12 protein-coding genes are annotated in these 16,560 nt (G+C 59.9%); 5 read left to right on the forward strand and 7 right to left on the reverse strand.

Annotated elements, in window-relative coordinates; translation table 11 throughout:
- Positions 1–50: 50 nt before the first annotated feature.
- From glgD to glgB, 4 genes are all read right to left on the reverse strand, one after another.
- A complete protein-coding gene (gene glgD, locus E4J93_RS04110; RefSeq protein ID WP_147588208.1) occupies positions 51–1,157 on the reverse strand; it encodes a glucose-1-phosphate adenylyltransferase subunit GlgD in 1,107 nt (368 codons plus the stop codon).
- 4 nt (positions 1,158–1,161) lie between these two features.
- Positions 1,162–2,310 carry a glucose-1-phosphate adenylyltransferase gene (locus E4J93_RS04115; RefSeq protein ID WP_147588209.1) on the reverse strand — a complete coding sequence of 383 codons (1,149 nt, stop codon included), beginning with the start codon at positions 2,308–2,310 and terminating at the stop codon, positions 1,162–1,164.
- Between the two features lie 63 nt (positions 2,311–2,373).
- Positions 2,374–4,800, reverse strand: a complete 2,427-nt coding sequence (locus tag E4J93_RS04120) for a glycogen/starch/alpha-glucan phosphorylase (RefSeq protein WP_147588210.1) — start codon at positions 4,798–4,800, stop codon at positions 2,374–2,376.
- A 75-nt stretch (positions 4,801–4,875) separates the two neighbouring features.
- Positions 4,876–6,915, reverse strand: a complete 2,040-nt coding sequence (gene glgB / locus E4J93_RS04125) for a 1,4-alpha-glucan branching protein GlgB (protein ID WP_147588389.1) — start codon at positions 6,913–6,915, stop codon at positions 4,876–4,878.
- A 443-nt stretch (positions 6,916–7,358) separates the two neighbouring features.
- Between glgB and E4J93_RS04130 the strand changes: the two genes are divergently transcribed.
- Positions 7,359–8,057: an HAD family phosphatase gene (locus E4J93_RS04130; RefSeq protein ID WP_147588211.1), complete on the forward strand. Its 699-nt coding sequence runs from the start codon at positions 7,359–7,361 to the stop codon at positions 8,055–8,057.
- Positions 8,057–8,728 (forward strand): thiamine pyrophosphokinase, encoded by a 672-nt coding sequence (locus E4J93_RS04135; protein WP_147588212.1) that lies wholly within the window; start codon positions 8,057–8,059, stop codon positions 8,726–8,728. The genes E4J93_RS04130 and E4J93_RS04135 overlap by 1 nt, the downstream gene beginning before the upstream one ends.
- 98 nt (positions 8,729–8,826) lie before the next feature.
- On the opposite strand, the gene E4J93_RS04140 is transcribed toward E4J93_RS04135, so the two are convergent.
- The 3 genes from E4J93_RS04140 to rpmB all read right to left on the reverse strand — a co-directional run bounded on the left by E4J93_RS04140 (position 8,827) and on the right by rpmB (position 13,312).
- Positions 8,827–9,591 carry a phosphotransferase family protein gene (locus E4J93_RS04140; RefSeq protein WP_147588213.1) on the reverse strand — a complete coding sequence of 255 codons (765 nt, stop codon included), beginning with the start codon at positions 9,589–9,591 and terminating at the stop codon, positions 8,827–8,829.
- 111 nt (positions 9,592–9,702) lie between these two features.
- Positions 9,703–12,348: a bifunctional acetaldehyde-CoA/alcohol dehydrogenase gene (adhE, locus tag E4J93_RS04145; RefSeq protein WP_147588214.1), complete on the reverse strand. Its 2,646-nt coding sequence runs from the start codon at positions 12,346–12,348 to the stop codon at positions 9,703–9,705.
- A 775-nt stretch (positions 12,349–13,123) separates the two neighbouring features.
- Entirely contained in the window at positions 13,124–13,312 is a 189-nt protein-coding gene (rpmB, locus tag E4J93_RS04150) for a 50S ribosomal protein L28 (protein WP_147588215.1), read from the reverse strand.
- Between the two features lie 433 nt (positions 13,313–13,745).
- Here rpmB and pyrR point away from each other — a divergent pair, with 433 nt between their 5' ends.
- The 3 genes from pyrR to E4J93_RS04165 are packed head-to-tail and all read left to right on the forward strand — an operon-like array spanning position 13,746 to position 16,551.
- Positions 13,746–14,330, forward strand: a complete 585-nt coding sequence (gene pyrR / locus E4J93_RS04155) for a bifunctional pyr operon transcriptional regulator/uracil phosphoribosyltransferase PyrR (protein ID WP_147588216.1) — start codon at positions 13,746–13,748, stop codon at positions 14,328–14,330.
- A 3-nt stretch (positions 14,331–14,333) separates the two neighbouring features.
- Positions 14,334–15,278: an aspartate carbamoyltransferase catalytic subunit gene (locus tag E4J93_RS04160; RefSeq protein ID WP_147588217.1), complete on the forward strand. Its 945-nt coding sequence runs from the start codon at positions 14,334–14,336 to the stop codon at positions 15,276–15,278.
- Positions 15,262–16,551, forward strand: coding sequence for a dihydroorotase (locus E4J93_RS04165; RefSeq protein WP_147588218.1), 1,290 nt, complete (start codon positions 15,262–15,264; stop codon positions 16,549–16,551). Before E4J93_RS04160 ends, E4J93_RS04165 begins: the two co-directional genes overlap by 17 nt.
- The last annotated feature ends 9 nt before the right edge of the window (positions 16,552–16,560 follow it).

Genomic DNA, 16,560 nt, shown 5'->3' on the forward strand with positions numbered 1-16,560 from the left:
AGCGGCGATCTTCGGTGAATTCAGCGCATTCTTGCCTGTCCCTGCCCGTGCTAGCTCAGTGGGACCTTGGGAACGACGAGCGTGTCGTCGGGCGTGCCGCGCAGTTCGGTGTTGGCGGGAATGACGTTGTTCTTATCGATGATAGCGTTATCGACGCGTGCGCCGCGCTTGATCACGCAGGACTGCATGATGATGGCATTGCTGACGCTCGCACCGCTTTCGACGACGACGTCGCGCGACAAGATGGAGTTGCGCACGGTGCCCTGGATGTGGCAGCCGGCCGAGATGAAGGAGTTGCATGCGTTCGAGCCGGTTGCGTATTTTGCCGGAGCGACGTCGTGCGCCTTCGTCATGACGGGACGGTCGTGCGTGAAGAGCTGGTGCATGATGTCGGGGTTGAGCATCTCCATGGAGCGCTTGTAATACGTCTCTTCGTTGAACATCCCGACGGCGAGACCCTTGAATTCGTAGCTGCACACATCGATGCGGCCGAAGTCGTCCTGGATGGCCTCGAACAGATCGAGATAATCGGCGCTGGCATAGCTCTCGCAGATATCCAGCAAGACATCGCGGCTGATGACGAAGCAGTCGAGGAACTCGTTATCGCCGTAGGGGCAGCCGTGGTCGACGGCCTGGACTCGTCCGCAATCGCCGATGTTGAGGCGGGTGGCGTCGTCCACATCGCGGTCGGCGTGCGTGTAGATCATGGTGATTCCGGCGCCGCTGCGCTCATGCGCGTCGATGACATCGGAGAGGTTCATATTGAAGACGATATTGGTTGCGCTCATGACGACATAGGGTTCGCTCGCACGCTGGAACATCATCTTGTTGGCGATGATGTCGCGGAGCAGGAAGCGCAGGCCATGCTTTGCAGTGCCGTAGGCGCTTCCCTGGAGCAGGAACAAACCGCCCTTCTTGCGGTCAAGCTCCCATTCACGGCCGCTTCCGAGGTGGTCGACGAGCGAGCGGTAGTTGCCAGGAAGCACGACGCCTACGGTGCGGATACCTGCGTTCATCATGTTGGACAGCGGGAAGTCGATCAGGCGGTAGCGCCCCATGAAAGGACAGCTGGCCAGGGGACGGCTTTCAAGGAGCGCGCTCTTATCCTTGCTGGTGTAATTAGCGGTGATATATCCGATTGCCTTACGATTGACCATCGGTTCATTCCCCCTTTCCGATGACGACGTCGTTTCCAACGACGGCCGTATCCTTCGTAGAGTCAACGCTGCCGAGCTTAACGCCTTCTTCCACGATGGCGTTCTCGCCCAGGATCGCGCGCACGACATGTGCGCCGTCCTTTACGATGGCACCGGGAAGCAGGACGGAGTCCTCGACGATGGCACGTTCGCCAACGACGCAGTCGGTGGAGAGGATCGAATGCTTAACGGAGCCGTAGATGCGGCAGCCGTTCGATACCAGGCAGTCGTCAAGGCGCCCGTCGGGTCCGATGAAGTGCGGGGGACGGGTGGAGTCGTTGCTCATTACCGGGAAGCTCTTGTCGAATAGGTCGAACTCGGGATTTTCGCCCAGTAGGTCCATCGAGGTTTCATGGAAGCTGGAGATCGTGCCGACATCCTTCCAGAATCCATGAAACTCGTAGGTGTACAGGCGCTTGCCCTCGGCGAGGAGCTTCGGAATGATGTCCTTGCCGAAGTCATGGCTGGAGCGCTGGTCCAGGGCGTCGTCCTCGAGTGCCTGGACCAGGATATCGGTGCTGAAAATGTAGATGCCCATGGAAGCGAGGTTGGAATCGGGCTTTTCGGGCTTCTCGGTGAATTTCTCGATGCGGCCGTCATCGGGATTGGCCGTGATGATGCCGAAGCGGCTGGCCTCCTCCCAGGGAACCGGCATTACGGACACCGTGAGGTCGGCGCCATGTTCGATGTGGCTCTCGAGCATCTTGCGGTAATCCATGCGGTACAGGTGGTCGCCGGAGAGAATCAGGACGTATGCCGGGTCATGACCCTTGATGTAGTCAAGGTTCTGAGTGATCGCATCGGCCGTGCCCGCATACCAGGTGCCACCGTCCTGGGTGGCGTAGGGCGGCAGGATCGAAACGCCGGCACCATGCTCGTCCAGGTCCCATGCTCGTCCGGAGCCAACATACTCGTGGAGCTGGTAGGGACGGTACTGCGTGAGTACGCCCACCGTATCGATGCCCGAGTTCGCGCAGTTGGACAGCGAGAAGTCGATAATCCTGAACTTGCCGCCGAACGAGACGGCGGGTTTGGCGATTTTAGACGTGAGCGCCCCCAACCGGCTGCCCTGTCCTCCCGCGAGGAGCATCGCGATGCATTCTTTCTTGCTCATCGAATCTTTCCTCTCAAAACGTGCTGAGCCTACAAATCCTTCCCCAAAGCTTCGCGTTGCCGTCTAGGCGTGCCAGATCTCGTCGCGATATTCGCGAATGGTGCGATCGCTCGAGAACCAGCCCGACATGGCGGTGTTGTGCAGCGCGCAGCGGTTCCAAGCCTGCGCATCGGTGTAGGTAGAGGTGAGCTCCTCCCATGCCTGAACGTAGGAGTGGAAGTCCTTCAAAACGAGGTCATAGTCGTTATTGGACATGATCTCAGTATGAATGCTTTCAAAGTTGCCGGAGAGCTTGGCAAACGTATCATCGGTGAGCTCGTCCATAACACGGCCCAAGCGGTCGCGGTCCGCGTTCACGATATCCCATGCGAAGTAGCTACCGCTTGCACGCAGCTGTTCGACCTCGGGCGTGGTCAGACCGAAGATCTTCTCGTTCTCCTCGCCGGCGAGCTGGGCGATTTCGATGTTGGCGCCGTCCATGGTGCCAAGCGTGATCGCGCCGTTCATCATAAGCTTCATGTTGGACGTACCCGAGGCCTCTTTACCGGCGGTCGAGATCTGCTCTGAGATCTCGGCTGCGGGATAGATGAGCTGCGCGTTGGAAACGCGGAAATTCGGGATGAAGCATATCTTGATGAGGTCGTTGACGCGTGGGTCGTTGTTCACGACCTCGGCCACCGAGTTGATGAGTCGTATGACCTCCTTGGCGAAGGTGTAGCTTGAAGCCGCCTTGCCGGAGAAGATGAACGTCGTGGGCTGAACATGGAACGAGCTGTCCGAGATGAGGCGGTTGTAAACATCCATGACCTTCATGATGTTCATGACCTGGCGCTTGTATGCATGGAAGCGCTTGACCTGAACGTCGAAGACCGAGTCGGGATCGATTACGAGGCCGCACTCGCGGCGGACGTATTCGGCGAGACGAATCTTGTTCTGGCGCTTGGAATGGGCGACGCGCTTGAGGAACGAGGGATCGCTCTCGAAGTCGACGAGCTTTTTGAGTTCCTCGGCGTTATCGAGCCACCCATCGCCGATTGCCTCGGTGATGAGCTTTGCATAGGACGGGTTGGCTTCGGCGAGGAAGCGTCGGGGCGTGATGCCGTTGGTCTTGTTGTTGAACTTCTCCGGCGTGAGCGCATAGAAATCGTTGAGGACGGAGCGCTCAAGGATGTCGGTGTGGATCTTGGCGACGCCGTTTACGGAGTGGCTGCAGATGACGGAGAGATTGGCCATGCGGACCTCTCCGTCCCATAGGACCGAGGTCTTGCGCAGGCGTTCCTGCCATCCGTCCTGGGTGGTGTCGAATCCGTCGCGCCAACGGCGGTTGATCTCGTCGATGATGTCGTATACGCGGGGGAGCAGCTTCTTGAACGTCGCGATGGGCCACTTCTCGAGCGCTTCGGGCAAGATGGTGTGGTTGGTGTAGGAAATGGTCTTGGTGACGATATCCCATGCTTCGTCCCAGGTGAGGCGCTCCTCATCCATGAGGATGCGCATGAGCTCCGGGCCGCACATAGCGGGATGGGTGTCGTTGGTGTGGATGGCAACGTATTCGGGGAGCTTTGCCCAATCGTTGCCATGCTCGCGACGGAAGACGTCGAGGGCGGTCTTAAGGCCTGCGGCTACGAACAGGTATTCCTGCTTAAGGCGCAGGAGGCGACCATGTTCGCCGGCGTCGTTGGGGTAGAGGATGGCCGAGATCGCTTCAGCATCGGCGCGGCTGGCATCGGCATTTGCGTACTCGCCGCGGTTGAAGGCGTCGAGGTCGAAGTGCTCGTCGATGGGCTCGGCGCTCCAAACACGAAGCTTGTTGACGGTCTCGCCGCCAAAGCCCACCACGGGAATGTCGTAGGGCAAGGCCAGGACATCCTGCGTGTCGACCACATCGTAGAAGGTGCGGTCGCCCTCGGTATGCGAGACGACGTGGCCGCCGAAGCCGATGCGCACGGCTTTATCGGGGCGGCGAACCTCCCACGGATAGCCCTTGGAGAGCCACTCATCGGCTACTTCGACCTGGCGTCCGTTCACGATCTCCTGCTTAAACAGTCCGTAGCGATAGCGCATGCCGTTACCGTATCCAGCGATGCCCTCGTGGGCCATGGAGTCCAGGAAGCAGGCTGCCAGGCGGCCGAGGCCGCCGTTGCCCAGCGCTGCATCGGGCTCGAGGTCGCAAAGCTTGTCGAGGTCGCATCCCATCTCCGAGAGGGCATCGGCCACCATGTCGCGAATACCGAAGTTGATGAGGTAGTTGTCGAGGAGGCGACCGATGAGGAACTCGATCGAGAAGTAGTAGACGCGCTTCTTTCCATCCTTGGCAAAGCGCTTGTCGGTTTCGGCCGAAACAGCGCGCGCCTTCGAGGCGATAAGGCCGGCGAGCGCATTGAAGCGGTCGATATCGCTGGTGATCTCGAAGCTCTTGCCAGAGAGCTCCTTGACCGCCTCGCGATACTCCTCGATGAACGTTTCCTTGTTTTCGAAAATCTTATTCATGGTTTCCTTTCAGATAACATGGGGGCGTCGTTGCCACACGCCCCCAGTGAAGACGCGGACGGAATGCTCCGCCCTCTACTTCTTCGTACGGGTACGTTTGGGTGCCGCCTTTTTGGGCGCAGGAGCTTTCTTGGTATGAACGGCTTTCGCCTTTGTCGGAGAGACGTAAGAGGAGGCGCGCGAACGCTTATAGACCAGGCCGCCCATGCCGGGAAGCGAGATCTCGATGGAGTCGTCCCGGCCGTTCCAAGCTTCGGGCCTACTGGATGCCATCTCGACTACGGGATAGCCGCTGCCACCGAAAGCGGGATCGTCGGTATTGAACACGAGCTTCCAGTCGCCTTCGCGCGGAACGCCCATGCGGAACGTCTCGTAGGACGCGGGATCGAAGTTGATGATGATCACCAGGTCGTCGGCCGGTTTCTTGCCGCGGCGCACGAAGGAAATGATGGATTGCTTGTTATTGTCCGCGTCGATCCACTCGAAGCCCTGCGCATCGTATGCGAAGTGCCACAGGCCCGCCTCTTTGAGATAGAGGTGGTTGAGGGCTTCGATGAATGCCTGCTGGTGCGCATGCGTCTCGAAATCGCGGGCGAGGAACCACTGAAGCGACTCGTAATAACGCCATTCGATGAACATGCCAAGCTCGTTGCCCATGAAGTTGAGCTTGGCGCCCGGATGCATCATCTGGTAAAACGCGAGGTTGCGAAGGCCGGCGAACTGCCGCCACGGATCTCCCGGCATACGTCCGATGAGCGAGCACTTGCCGTTGACGACTTCGTCGTGGCTAAGGGGCAAGACGAAGTTCTCGTTGAAGGCGTACATCATCGAGAACGTGAGCAGTCGATGGTTGCCCGGGCGCCAAGGGAAATCGGTCTGCATGTAGTGCAGCGTGTCGTTCATCCATCCCATGTCCCATTTGTAGTGAAAGCCCAGGCCGCCGTCGGCTGGTGGGTAGGTTACGAGCGGCCAGGCGGTAGACTCCTCGGCGATCATCATGACGTCGGGATGCGTTTCGCCAACGGCCTCGTTGACGGTGCGAATAAATGCCGAAGCATCGAGGTCTTCCTCGGTGCCGAATTTGTTGAACTTTTTATCGGCCGGGTTGTCTACGCCGAAATTGAGGTAGAGCATGCTGGAAACGCCGTCCATGCGGATGCCGTCGGCATGGAACATGTCGATCCAGAACAGCGCGTTGGAGAGTAGGAAGCTCACGACCTCGGGGCGACCGAAATCGAATTTATGCGTACCCCAGTTGGGATGGATCTCGCGCTCATAGAGCATGGATCCATTGAAGGTCGCAAGGCCTTGCGCATCCGCGCAAAAACCGCCGGGGACCCAGTCGAGAATCACGCCTATGCCCGCCTTGTGGCATGCATCGACGAAGTGCATGAATTGCTGCGGGGTGCCGTAGCGGGCGGTTGCCGCGTAATAGCCTGTTCCCTGGTAGCCCCAGGACCCGTCGAAGGGATGCTCCATAACGGGCATGACCTCGATATGGGTGTATCCCATATTCTTGACATAGGCCACGAGCTCGACCGAGAGGTCGTCGTACGAGTAGAACGTACCGCGCTGTGCCGGGAAAGGGTCGCCCGGGCCGGGATAGGTGCCATCCTCACGCGGCTCGCCTTGGGGTTCGTCTCCATGGCGTTTCCAGGAGCCCAGATGGACCTCGTAGATGTTGAGCGGGGTGTGCATGTGGTCGCGCTTGGAGCGCTTGCGCAGCCACGCAGCATCTTTCCAGGCATAACCGCTGAGGTCCCACAGCCGTGATGCGGTGCCGGGGGCCACTTCGGAATAAAATGCATAGGGGTCCGCTTTATAGAGCAGTTCTCCCTCGATGGTCTCGATAACGTATTTATAGAGGTCGCCTTGGTTGAGGCCGGGGATAAACCCATGCCACAAGCCGCTATCCATGATGCGTTCGAGCGGAGTTGCCGTCGCGTTCCAGCCGTTGAAATCGCCTACGACGTGCACGCTTGCAACTTCGGGGGCCCATACGCAGAACGACCAGCCCTGGATTCCATCTTTGATAGCGGGGTGCGCACCCATCTTCTCCCAGCTTCGTTGCCAGGAACCCTCCGAGAAGAGATGAAGATCGTCTTCGGTGATCATGAGGCAGGGCTGCTCGGTTGAGTTGGCAGCGTTCTTCGTGCTCAAAGTGACCTTCCCATCCTACATGCGGCTGCGCCGCGTCTCCTACGTAAGGCAGGTCGCGGGCTCAACATGCATACGACGAACGAGGTCGGGCAGTATCTGCTCCACAGTCTTGCATGTGTGGAACCTGTGACACTTGGATAATGTAGCACGGTAGAGTATGCTTGTCCCCGACAAGACTCGAGAAGGGTCGATTATTTCGTTGAATGACATATGTGCTGCTAAAAGGTACTGTTGAGCATTCTGTTGCATCTGTTAACCACGTCTTATGTTCCAATATCGTTAAGACGGCGACATCGGTTCATTAAAATTCGTTACAGCAACGTTTGATTCTTGTAGTATATTTTACAATTTTCAAAATTCTGTTTCTTAACCGTGTTTTACGTGTAAAGGATGACACCATGAGTAAGCCAAAGGCGTTTATCTTCGATTGCGATGGCACGCTGCTCGACTCCATGGGTATGTGGCTGAGCATCCAGCCCGAGCTGCTTTCTCGGTATGGGTTTAGCCTCACGCCGAAGGATTTCGCCCGCTTCGAGCATCTTTCTCTCGAGGAGGAGTGCCATGCCTATCACGATGTGTGGGGTATCGGCGAGTCGGGCGAGGCGGTGTATGCGGAGCTCGAGTCCATGTTGCGTGCGCGGTATGCAACATCGATCCCGGCGCGTGCGGGCGTGCGCCGGTTTCTTGAGAATGCCCGTTCCGCCGGGATCCCGATGTGCATCGCAACGTCCACTCCGAAACACCTGGTGCAGATGGGGCTCGAACACAACGGCCTTGCGGGGTATTTCTCCGGCATTACCACTACGGCGGAGTCGGCGCGCCCCAAGGGCTTTCCCGATATCTACGACCTTGCGCTTGCGCGGCTGCAGGATACAGGGTGCACGGGCGCATGCGATGCAGGCGATGTTTGGGTGTTCGAGGATGCCTTGTTTGGATTGACGGGTGCGGGGGCCGGTGGCTATCGGCGCGTCGGCATCTTCGACCCGAACGGCCGGAGCGCGCGTACGGATGTGCTGGCAAACTGCGAGCTGTTCATCGATGAGTTCGACGAGCTCTCCCTTGCGGATATTCTGGCGTACGGTCAGGGGGAGTCCTGATGCGCGTGCTGGTGGCTGGTGGCTCCCCAGAGCGCGCTTCTATCGGGCTACTTCGAAAAGCGGCTTGCGGATGTGACGCTATCGTGGCCGTCGACGGCGGGATGGATGCTTTACGTGCTGCGGGCTTGCGACCGCAGCTGTTTTGCGGAGACGTTGATTCATCCAGCCCGGCTATCGCTGCGGCTATTGATTCCGGCGATGCTTCGTCTTTCGTTTTGGATGGTGTGCGCTGCGAGATCGAGCGGTATAACCCGCATAAGGATGCAACCGATCTCGACCTCGCCTTGCGCGCAATCGAAAGCCGATATGGTGCCGTCGATATCGTCGCGACCTGCCTATCTGGCGGGCGACCCGACCATATGCTGGCGGCACTCGGACGCCTGTGCGCCTGGCCGGGTTCCGTCGAGCTGCGCGAAGACGGGTTCATCGGGCGCATCCTGCACGCCGGCGATACCTGGGATGTGGGTCCGTACCGCGGCTGCCGTTTCTCCTTCGTGCCCTTGAGCTGCGGCTGCGTGGTGTCGGAATCGCGTATGCGCTGGGAGCTCGATCATGTGCCGCTGCCGCTCCTGAGCGATCGCGGCATATCCAACGAGCTTGATTTTCCTGACGGCAGCATCGCGTGCCATGCGGGAACGCTGGGCGCATGGGTCTTCATCGACATGCGTTAGCGCGCTCGGAAAACTGCTGAAACAACGAGTGCCCCGACAAGACGATGCTTGCCGGGGCACTCTTCAGTAGCCTCTGTGCGCTAAGGGTGCGGTCGGGCTTACTGGTAGTCTACGACGTCGATCCAGCTCAGCAGGAACTCGGCATCCTGATCGGCGCGGCTGCGAGCGAGCTCGGACGCGGCGACGATGGACATCCAGCGGCGGACGATCTGCATGGGAACGTCGGCGCGATCGCAGTAGAGCTCGAGGTAGGCCTCGGCCTGCTGCTTATCTTCGAGCGCGAAGAGCAGGTAGGTCATGGCAGCGTCGGCGGCAGGGGAGCCCTGAGTCGCATGGGCCCAGTCGCAGACGTAGAGGCTGCCGTCCTCGCCAACGATGACGTTGGTGGGGTTGAAGTCGCCGTGGCAGACGTGGAACTCCTTCTTCATGCCGTCCAGGCGCTCCATGAGGTTGTAGCGCGTGGTGGCATTGATCTCTGTAAGGCCATTGATCATGCGGGCGTACTTATCGCGCTGGCGGTTGAGCAGGGGAGCCTGGAAGCCGTGAATCTCGATCTGCAGGTCGACGAACTGCTCGAGATACTCGTAGAAGCGGCTGGGATCCTCGGCCATCTTCTCGGCCAGGGTCACGCCGGGGACCTTTTCGGTGAGGATGCCCCAGCCCTCGCCGGCGACCTCGGAAACCTCGAGGGCCTTGGGAGAGCGAATGCCCGTCTCGTTGATACGGGCGAGGTTAAGTGCCTCGTTGAAAACATCGGAGACGGGCTTGGCGGCGTTGAACACCTTAGCCATCTTGTCACCGAGGTCATATACCTTCTTGTTGCCGCGCTCGGCGACGAGGGTCTTGGAATCGGGAAGAATCATGGCGCTTCCATCCTTTCTGTAGGTTTTGCACCATCGTAATGCGTCCGAAGCCGCCGCCTCGTGCGGAATAGCTCAGCGGCGGCATTCGGACGGTGGATACCCAAGGGAGGTTTAGACCTCGTAGGACTGCGGCTCGCGACCGTAGTATGCATCGAGGAAGAGCTCCTTGATCTCGCTCATAAGCGGGTAGCGCGGGTTGGCGCCGGTGCACTGGTCGTTGAAGGCCTGCTCGACCATGTCGTCGAGGGTGTCGAGGAAGTACTGCTCGTCAACACCGTAGTCGGCGATCGTCTTCTTCACGCCGATGGTCTCCTTGAGCTCCTCGAGCGCGGTGACAAAGTTCTCGAAGACCTCCTTGTCGTCCTTGCCCTGGATGCCGGCGTAGCGGGCGAGCTCGGCGTAGTTGTGCAGAGCGTTGGGATAGGGGTACTGGGAGAAGGTGCCCATCTTGACCGGGGCCTCGGCGGCGTTGTAGCGCATGACGCGAGTAAGGATGATCGCGTTGGCGATGCCATGGGGCAGGTGATGGAAGGCGCCAAGCTTGTGGGCCATGGAGTGGTTGAGGCCCAAGAAGGCGTTGGCGAATGCCATGCCGGCCATGCAGGAGGCGTTATGCATCTCCTCGCGGGCGTGCGGGTCCTTGGCTCCGTTCTCGTATGCGGAGGGCAGGTTCTCGAAGACCAGCTTGACGGCCTTCATGGACAGGCCCTGGGTGTAGTCGGAAGCCATGATGGAGACGTAGGACTCGATGGCATGGGTCATGACGTCGATGCCGGATGCAGCGGTCAGGCCGCGCGGCGCGGTCATGGCATTGTCGACGTCGACGATGGCCATGTTGGGCAGCAGCGCGTAATCGGCGAGCGGCCACTTGATGCCGGTGTCCTTGTCGGTGATGATGGCGAACGGCGTGACCTCGGAGCCGGTGCCCGAAGACGTGGGCACGGCGACGAAGTAGGCCTTCTTGCCCATCTCGGGGAAGGTGAAGATACGCTTGCGGATATCCATGAAGTCCATGGCCATATCCTCGAAGTTGCACTCGGGGTGCTCGTACATCATCCACATGATCTTGCCGGCGTCCATGGCGGAGCCGCCGCCGACGGCGATGATGACGTCAGGCTCGAAGAGAGCCATCTGGGCGGCGCCGCGGCGAGCGCACTGCAGCGAGGGATCGGGCTCGACGTCATAGAAGCAGTCGTGGGCGATACCCATCTCGTCGAGCTTGGCCTCGATGGCGCGGGTGTTGCCATTCTTGAAGAGGAACTGGTCGGTAACGATGAAGGCACGCTTCTTGCCCATGATGGTGCCGAGCTCGTCGAGGGCGACGGGCGTGCAGCCCTTCTTGAAGTAGACCTTCTCGGGAGCCCTGAACCAGAGCATGTTCTCGCGGCGCTCGGCCACGGTCTTAACGTTCAGCAAGTGCTTCACCCCTACGTTCTCGGAAACGGAGTTGCCACCCCAGGAGCCGCAGCCCAGCGTGAGGGAGGGCTTCATGCCAAAGTTGTACAGGTCGCCGATGCCGCCCTGCGAAGAGGGGGTGTTGATGACGATGCGGCACGCCTTCATCGTGTTCTCGAACAGGGCGATCTTATCGCTCTGAGCCGGGTGCACGTACAGCGAGGCGGTGTGGCCCGGGCCGCCGGCGAGGACCAAGTGCTCGGCCTTGTCCACGGCCTCCTGGAAGTCCTTGGCATGGTACATGGCGAGGACGGGAGAAAGCTTCTCGTGGGAGAACTCCTCCTTCTCGGGATCGGTGGACTCGACCTCGGCGATGAGGATCTTGGTCTTAGCGGGAACCTCGATGCCTGCGAGCTCGGCGATCTTAGCGGCGGGCATGCCGGGGATGCGGTGGTCAAGGGCGCCGTTCTTGAACATGGCCTCGCGCAGGGCCTCCATCTCGGCGCCCTTCTTCACGAAGTAGCAGCCGCGGCGAGCGAACTCTGCCTTGACCTCGTCATAAATGGTGTCGATAACGGTTACGGACTGCTCGGAGGCGCAGATCATGCCGTTGTCGAAGGTCTTGGAATGGATGATGGAGTTGACGGCGAGCTTGATGTCGGCGGAATCGTCCAGGACGACGGGCGTGTTGCCGGCGCCGACGCCCAGTGCGGGCTTGCCGGAGGAGTATGCAGCCTTGACCATGCCAGGACCGCCGGTGGCCAGGATGATGTCGACGTCGCGCATGACCATGTTGGTGAGGTCGATGGAGGGGACGTCCACCCAACCGATGATCTCCTCGGGAGCGCCGGCCTTGACGGCGGCGTCGAGAACCAGCTTGGCTGCGGCGATGGTGCACTTGGCGGCTGCCGGATGCGGGCTGATGATGATGGCGTTGCGCGTCTTCAAGGAGATAAGGCACTTGAAGATGGCGGTAGAAGTGGGGTTGGTGGTGGGGATAACGGCACCGACGAGGCCGATGGGCTCGGCGATCTTGGTGATGCCGAGAGCTTCATCGCGCTCAACGACGCCGCAGGTCTTGGTGTCCTTATAGGCGTTGTAGATGTACTCGGCGGCGTAGTGATTCTTGATCACCTTGTCCTCGAGGATACCGCGACCGGTCTCCTCGACGGCCATGCGGGCCAGCGGAATGCGGGCCTTATTGGCTGCCATGGCTGCCTCGTAGAAGATTTTGTCTACCTGTTCCTGCGAGAACGTAGCAAAAATCCCCTGGGCCTCACGCATGCGCGCAAGCTTGGCCTCAAGGGACTCGACGGAATCTACGATCTGGGGTGCAGGGGTAACGACAGGTTTCTTTGCCATTCTGCTCTCCTTAAGCGGTGGCCTTACCCAACAAGACGCATCATAGCAAGCTCCTTCGTAAAATCGAGTGGGAAAGCGAAATTTGTAATCAATGAAACGTTTCAAAACACAAAGAGTACCTAATTCTTGTCTCGCTGGATCGAAAGATTAGGGTGCGCTAACGTTTACATGGTCCTTACGACCTCGTATTTCTTTTCAGGTGCGTCTGGAAGAAGCTAGATTAGTCTCTATACAGTTTAAACGCTTCAATATTCGTATGTGACAACTCTCTGGTAGCACCTCTCGGTGCCTGGAGGCCTCTGATTATTTGGGATAAGCTTGCTCGACGTCGTTGCGATCGTGGCCAGAGGGGATTCGGCCCATGGTTCACGTCGATCAATTCGGGGGATACGGGGGTGGGGTGGGACGGCGTGCTGGTCCGTCGCCGGAGGGTCGCGGTATCTGGTTTCAATGCCCTTGCGAGAGGGTCGTCCTTTGGAGCTCATTGCGACTTGCGTATTCGTCCTCGCGATGGGTGCCGTCGAATCAAGGCCGGCTTCTATACGACGGGAGCCTCGGATGACGACCGGCACACTCGTTATCCGGTTCCGCTCCATACGCTAGGGAGCGTTGACGTGGGTCCGGAAGTGTTATGTACAGGTGCGCCGTCTGTTATGTACAGGCGCGACGTTGTTTTCTACATGTGTGCGACAAGCTGGTTCCATAAAAAAGCACCCCCGATCAGTCGGGGGTGCTTCATGCTTGCAAGCTAACGTTTGTCCAAAAAGGGTAGACCTTAGGAACGAGCCACCTTGGCGGCCTTGAGGCAGCTGGTGCAGACGTTCATCTTGCGACGGGTACCGTTGACAACGACGTACACGCGCTGGATGTTCGGACGGAACGTACGGTTGGTGACGCGGTGAGAGTGGCTGATGGAGCGACCAGCAACGGGGTGCTTACCGCAGATTTCGCAAACTTTGGACATTTCTTTGACCCTCCTTGGGGCGGCTTGGTTCGATGCCGCGTGAACAAACAGCAATGGACTATAACACAGGTTGAAAGCCGTGTGCGCAATCTCCATATTACGCCGCTACTTTTTTCTGTGTTGTCGAGCAGAGCTCGTGGTTCGTGGGTCTCCTATTATCGCGCCGCGCACCTGCTGTTGCAAGGTCGCTTGCACCGCGGGGCTGTCGTACATATTTTGTAAATACTTTCCTTTCAAAAATCTCCCGCAACGCCACCTACCAAGATGTGTATACTCTTATGAGACCTTTAAGCGCGTACGAGATACCGCAAGGATACATATATCTCATCGATTGATGGTGATCTTGCTTGGTGATGTCTCGTCCGCATAGCGGTCGGGCATTATTTTTTTGCACCTGCGATACCGTTTGTGCAATGGCTAGGGAAGGAGATCGATGGGCACGTCTTCACCGAAGGCGATCATCATGGATGAGACCGCCGTGCAGCGCGCGATCACGCGTATTGCGCATGAGATCGTCGAGCGCAACGAAGGCTGCGATGACCTCGCGATCGTCGGCATCGTTACCAGGGGAGATATCCTGGCAAAGCAGCTGGCTGACCAGATCAAGCAGATCGAGGGGGTGGACGTCGCGCAGGGTAGCCTCGATATCAGCTTCTATCGCGACGACTTCGCCACTCATATCTCTCCCGAGGTTCACGCCACGCGCATCCCGTTCAATGTCGATGGCAAGCGCATCGTCCTGGTCGACGACGTCCTGTTTACCGGCCGTACGATCCGCGCTGCCCTGGATGCCATCATGGACCTGGGCCGTCCCAGCAGCATCGAGCTTGCTGTCCTGGTGGACCGCGGCCACCGCGAGCTCCCCATCAGCCCCGATTTCGTAGGCAAGAACGTGCCGTCTTCGCGCGGCGAGAACGTTCGCCTGTTCTGCAAGGAAGTCGACGGCCGCACGTCCGTCGAGATCACGGATGTAGAGCCCGGTTCCCGTATTGGCTCCGCACCGCTGGGAGGCGAGTAACCAGTGTTCAACAATCACAAGCACCTTATCGACATCTCGGAGTATTCCGATTCCGAGCTCATGACGATCCTCCAGACCGCTAAGGCGTTCTCCGAGGTCAACGAGCGCGCTATCAAGAAGGTCCCCACCCTCAAGGGCAAGACCATCGTCAACATGTTCAACGAGCCGTCCACGCGTACCCGCAGCTCCTTCGAGCTCGCCGAGAAGCGCCTGTCGGCCGATACGCTCAACTTCGGCGGCTCCTCCACCTCCACGGTGAAGGGCGAGAGCCTCATCGACACCGTTATGACGCTCGACGCCTACAAGATCGACTGCATCGTCGTACGCGACAAGCATGCGGGCGCTCCCTACATCGTGTCCCAGGCCAGCCCCGCCGTCGTCATCGACGCCGGCGACGGCAAGCACGGCCATCCCACCCAGGCTTTGCTCGACCTGTACTCCATCTGGGAGCGCAAGGGCAGCTTCGATGGTCTGAAGGTCGGCGTCGTGGGCGATATCGGCCACTCCCGTGTCTGCGGCTCCCTCATCCCCGCGCTCAAGATCATGGGCGCCGAGGTCACGGCCGTGGGCCCCAACACCCTCATGCCGCCCCGTCCCGACATCCTGGGTGCCGACCACGTGTCCAACAGCCTCGATGATGTCCTGCCCGATCTGGACGTCGTCTACATGCTGCGCATCCAGCGCGAGCGCCTCGAGGGCGCGCCGTTCCCGAGCGAGCGCGAGTACCACCAGCTCTACGGTCTCACCAAGGCCCGCGAGCGCCTCATGAGGCCCGACGCGATCGTGTGCCACCCCGGCCCGATCAACCGCGGCGTGGAGTTCGACTCCTACATGCCCGATCATCCGGAGCGCTCCGTCATCCTCGACCAGGTGTACGCCGGTATCTGCGTGCGCATGGCTGCCCTGTATCTGCTGCTTGGAGGTGCCGATAATGGCCTTGCTTCTTAAGAATGCCCACGTCGTCGACCCGTCCGTCGAGCTCGATGGCGTGATGGACGTCCTCGTCGAGGACGACAAGATCGCCGCCGTCGGCGAGAACCTGAGTGCCGAGGGCGCCGAGGTCGTCGACCTGTCCGGTAAGTATCTCGTCCCCGGCCTGGTGGACATGCATGTCCACCTGCGCGAGCCGGGCTTCGAGGCTAAGGGCGACATCGAGTCCGAGACCGCCGCTGCCGCTAAGGGCGGCTTCACCGGCGTGTGCTCTATGCCCAACACCAACCCTGTTACCGACAACGGCGTCGTGGTCGAGTACATCAAGTCCGTCGCTGCCGCCAAGGGCCATTGCCGCGTGTACCCCTCCGGCGCCATGACCCGTGGCCTCAAGGGCGAGATCATCTCCGAGATGGGCAACATGGTCGAGCACGGCTGCGTCGCCTTCACTGATGACGGCCATGGCATCCAGGGCGCCGGCATGCTTCGCCGCGCCATGGACTACGGCCAGATGTTCGGCAAGGTCTTCATGAGCCACTGCCAGGACAACGACCTGGTCGGCGACGGCCAGATCAACGAGGGCGCCGTTTCCACCCGCCTCGGCCTGCTCGGCTGGCCGGCGGAGGGCGAGGAGCTCCAGATCATGCGAGATATCATGATCGCCGAGCTCGCCGGTGCCAAGCTGCACATCCAGCACATCTCCACCGCCCGCGGCCTCGAGATGGTCCGCGCCGCCAAGGCCAAGGGCCTGCCCGTGACCTGCGAGGCCACCCCGCACCACCTGTTCCTCACCGAGGACGCCATCGACGGGACCTACAACACCTGCTTCAAGGTGAACCCGCCGCTGCGCACCGCTGCGGACGCCGAGGCGCTCATCGCCGGCGTCATCGACGGCACGGTCGATACCATCGCCACCGATCATGCGCCGCACTCCGACTGGGAGAAGTCCCGCGAGTTCGAGCTCGCCCCGTTCGGCATGACCGGCCTCGAGACCGCGCTCGGTCTCGTGATCACCAACCTGGTCAAGACCGGCAAGATCAGCTTCGGTCGCATGGTCGAGCTCATGGCTATCGAGCCCCGCAAGATTCTCGGTCTGGACCAGGTCCAGATCGCAGCAGGCTTCGTTGCCGACCTCACCGTCTTCGACGCCGACCAGGTCTGGACCGTCTCCGATGGCGATTTCGCCAGCCATGCCAAGAACTCCGGCTTCAAGGGAGCCGAGCTCACGGGCCGCGCCACCGATGTATTCGTGGGCGGCAAGCAGACCCTCAAGGACGGCTGCGTCCTGTAAAGTTTGCTA

Source organism: Collinsella sp. BA40, from assembly GCF_008014645.1.
Lineage (GTDB): Bacteria > Actinomycetota > Coriobacteriia > Coriobacteriales > Coriobacteriaceae > Collinsella.

Excerpts from the sequence above, each read along its gene's own strand:
- glgD (WP_147588208.1), bottom strand. The coding sequence starts at position 1,157 with ATGGTCAATCGTAAGGCAATCGGATATATCACCGCTAATTACACCAGC.
- E4J93_RS04130 (WP_147588211.1), top strand. The coding sequence starts at position 7,359 with ATGAGTAAGCCAAAGGCGTTTATCTTCGATTGCGATGGCACGCTGCTC.
- rpmB (WP_147588215.1), bottom strand. The coding sequence starts at position 13,312 with ATGTCCAAAGTTTGCGAAATCTGCGGTAAGCACCCCGTTGCTGGTCGC.
- E4J93_RS04120 (WP_147588210.1), bottom strand. The coding sequence starts at position 4,800 with ATGAATAAGATTTTCGAAAACAAGGAAACGTTCATCGAGGAGTATCGC.
- pyrR (WP_147588216.1), top strand. The coding sequence starts at position 13,746 with ATGGGCACGTCTTCACCGAAGGCGATCATCATGGATGAGACCGCCGTG.
- E4J93_RS04135 (WP_147588212.1), top strand. The coding sequence starts at position 8,057 with ATGCGCGTGCTGGTGGCTGGTGGCTCCCCAGAGCGCGCTTCTATCGGG.
- E4J93_RS04115 (WP_147588209.1), bottom strand. The coding sequence starts at position 2,310 with ATGAGCAAGAAAGAATGCATCGCGATGCTCCTCGCGGGAGGACAGGGC.
- E4J93_RS04165 (WP_147588218.1), top strand. The coding sequence starts at position 15,262 with ATGGCCTTGCTTCTTAAGAATGCCCACGTCGTCGACCCGTCCGTCGAG.
- glgB (WP_147588389.1), bottom strand. The coding sequence starts at position 6,915 with ATGATCACCGAAGACGATCTTCATCTCTTCTCGGAGGGTTCCTGGCAA.
- adhE (WP_147588214.1), bottom strand. The coding sequence starts at position 12,348 with ATGGCAAAGAAACCTGTCGTTACCCCTGCACCCCAGATCGTAGATTCC.
- E4J93_RS04140 (WP_147588213.1), bottom strand. The coding sequence starts at position 9,591 with ATGATTCTTCCCGATTCCAAGACCCTCGTCGCCGAGCGCGGCAACAAG.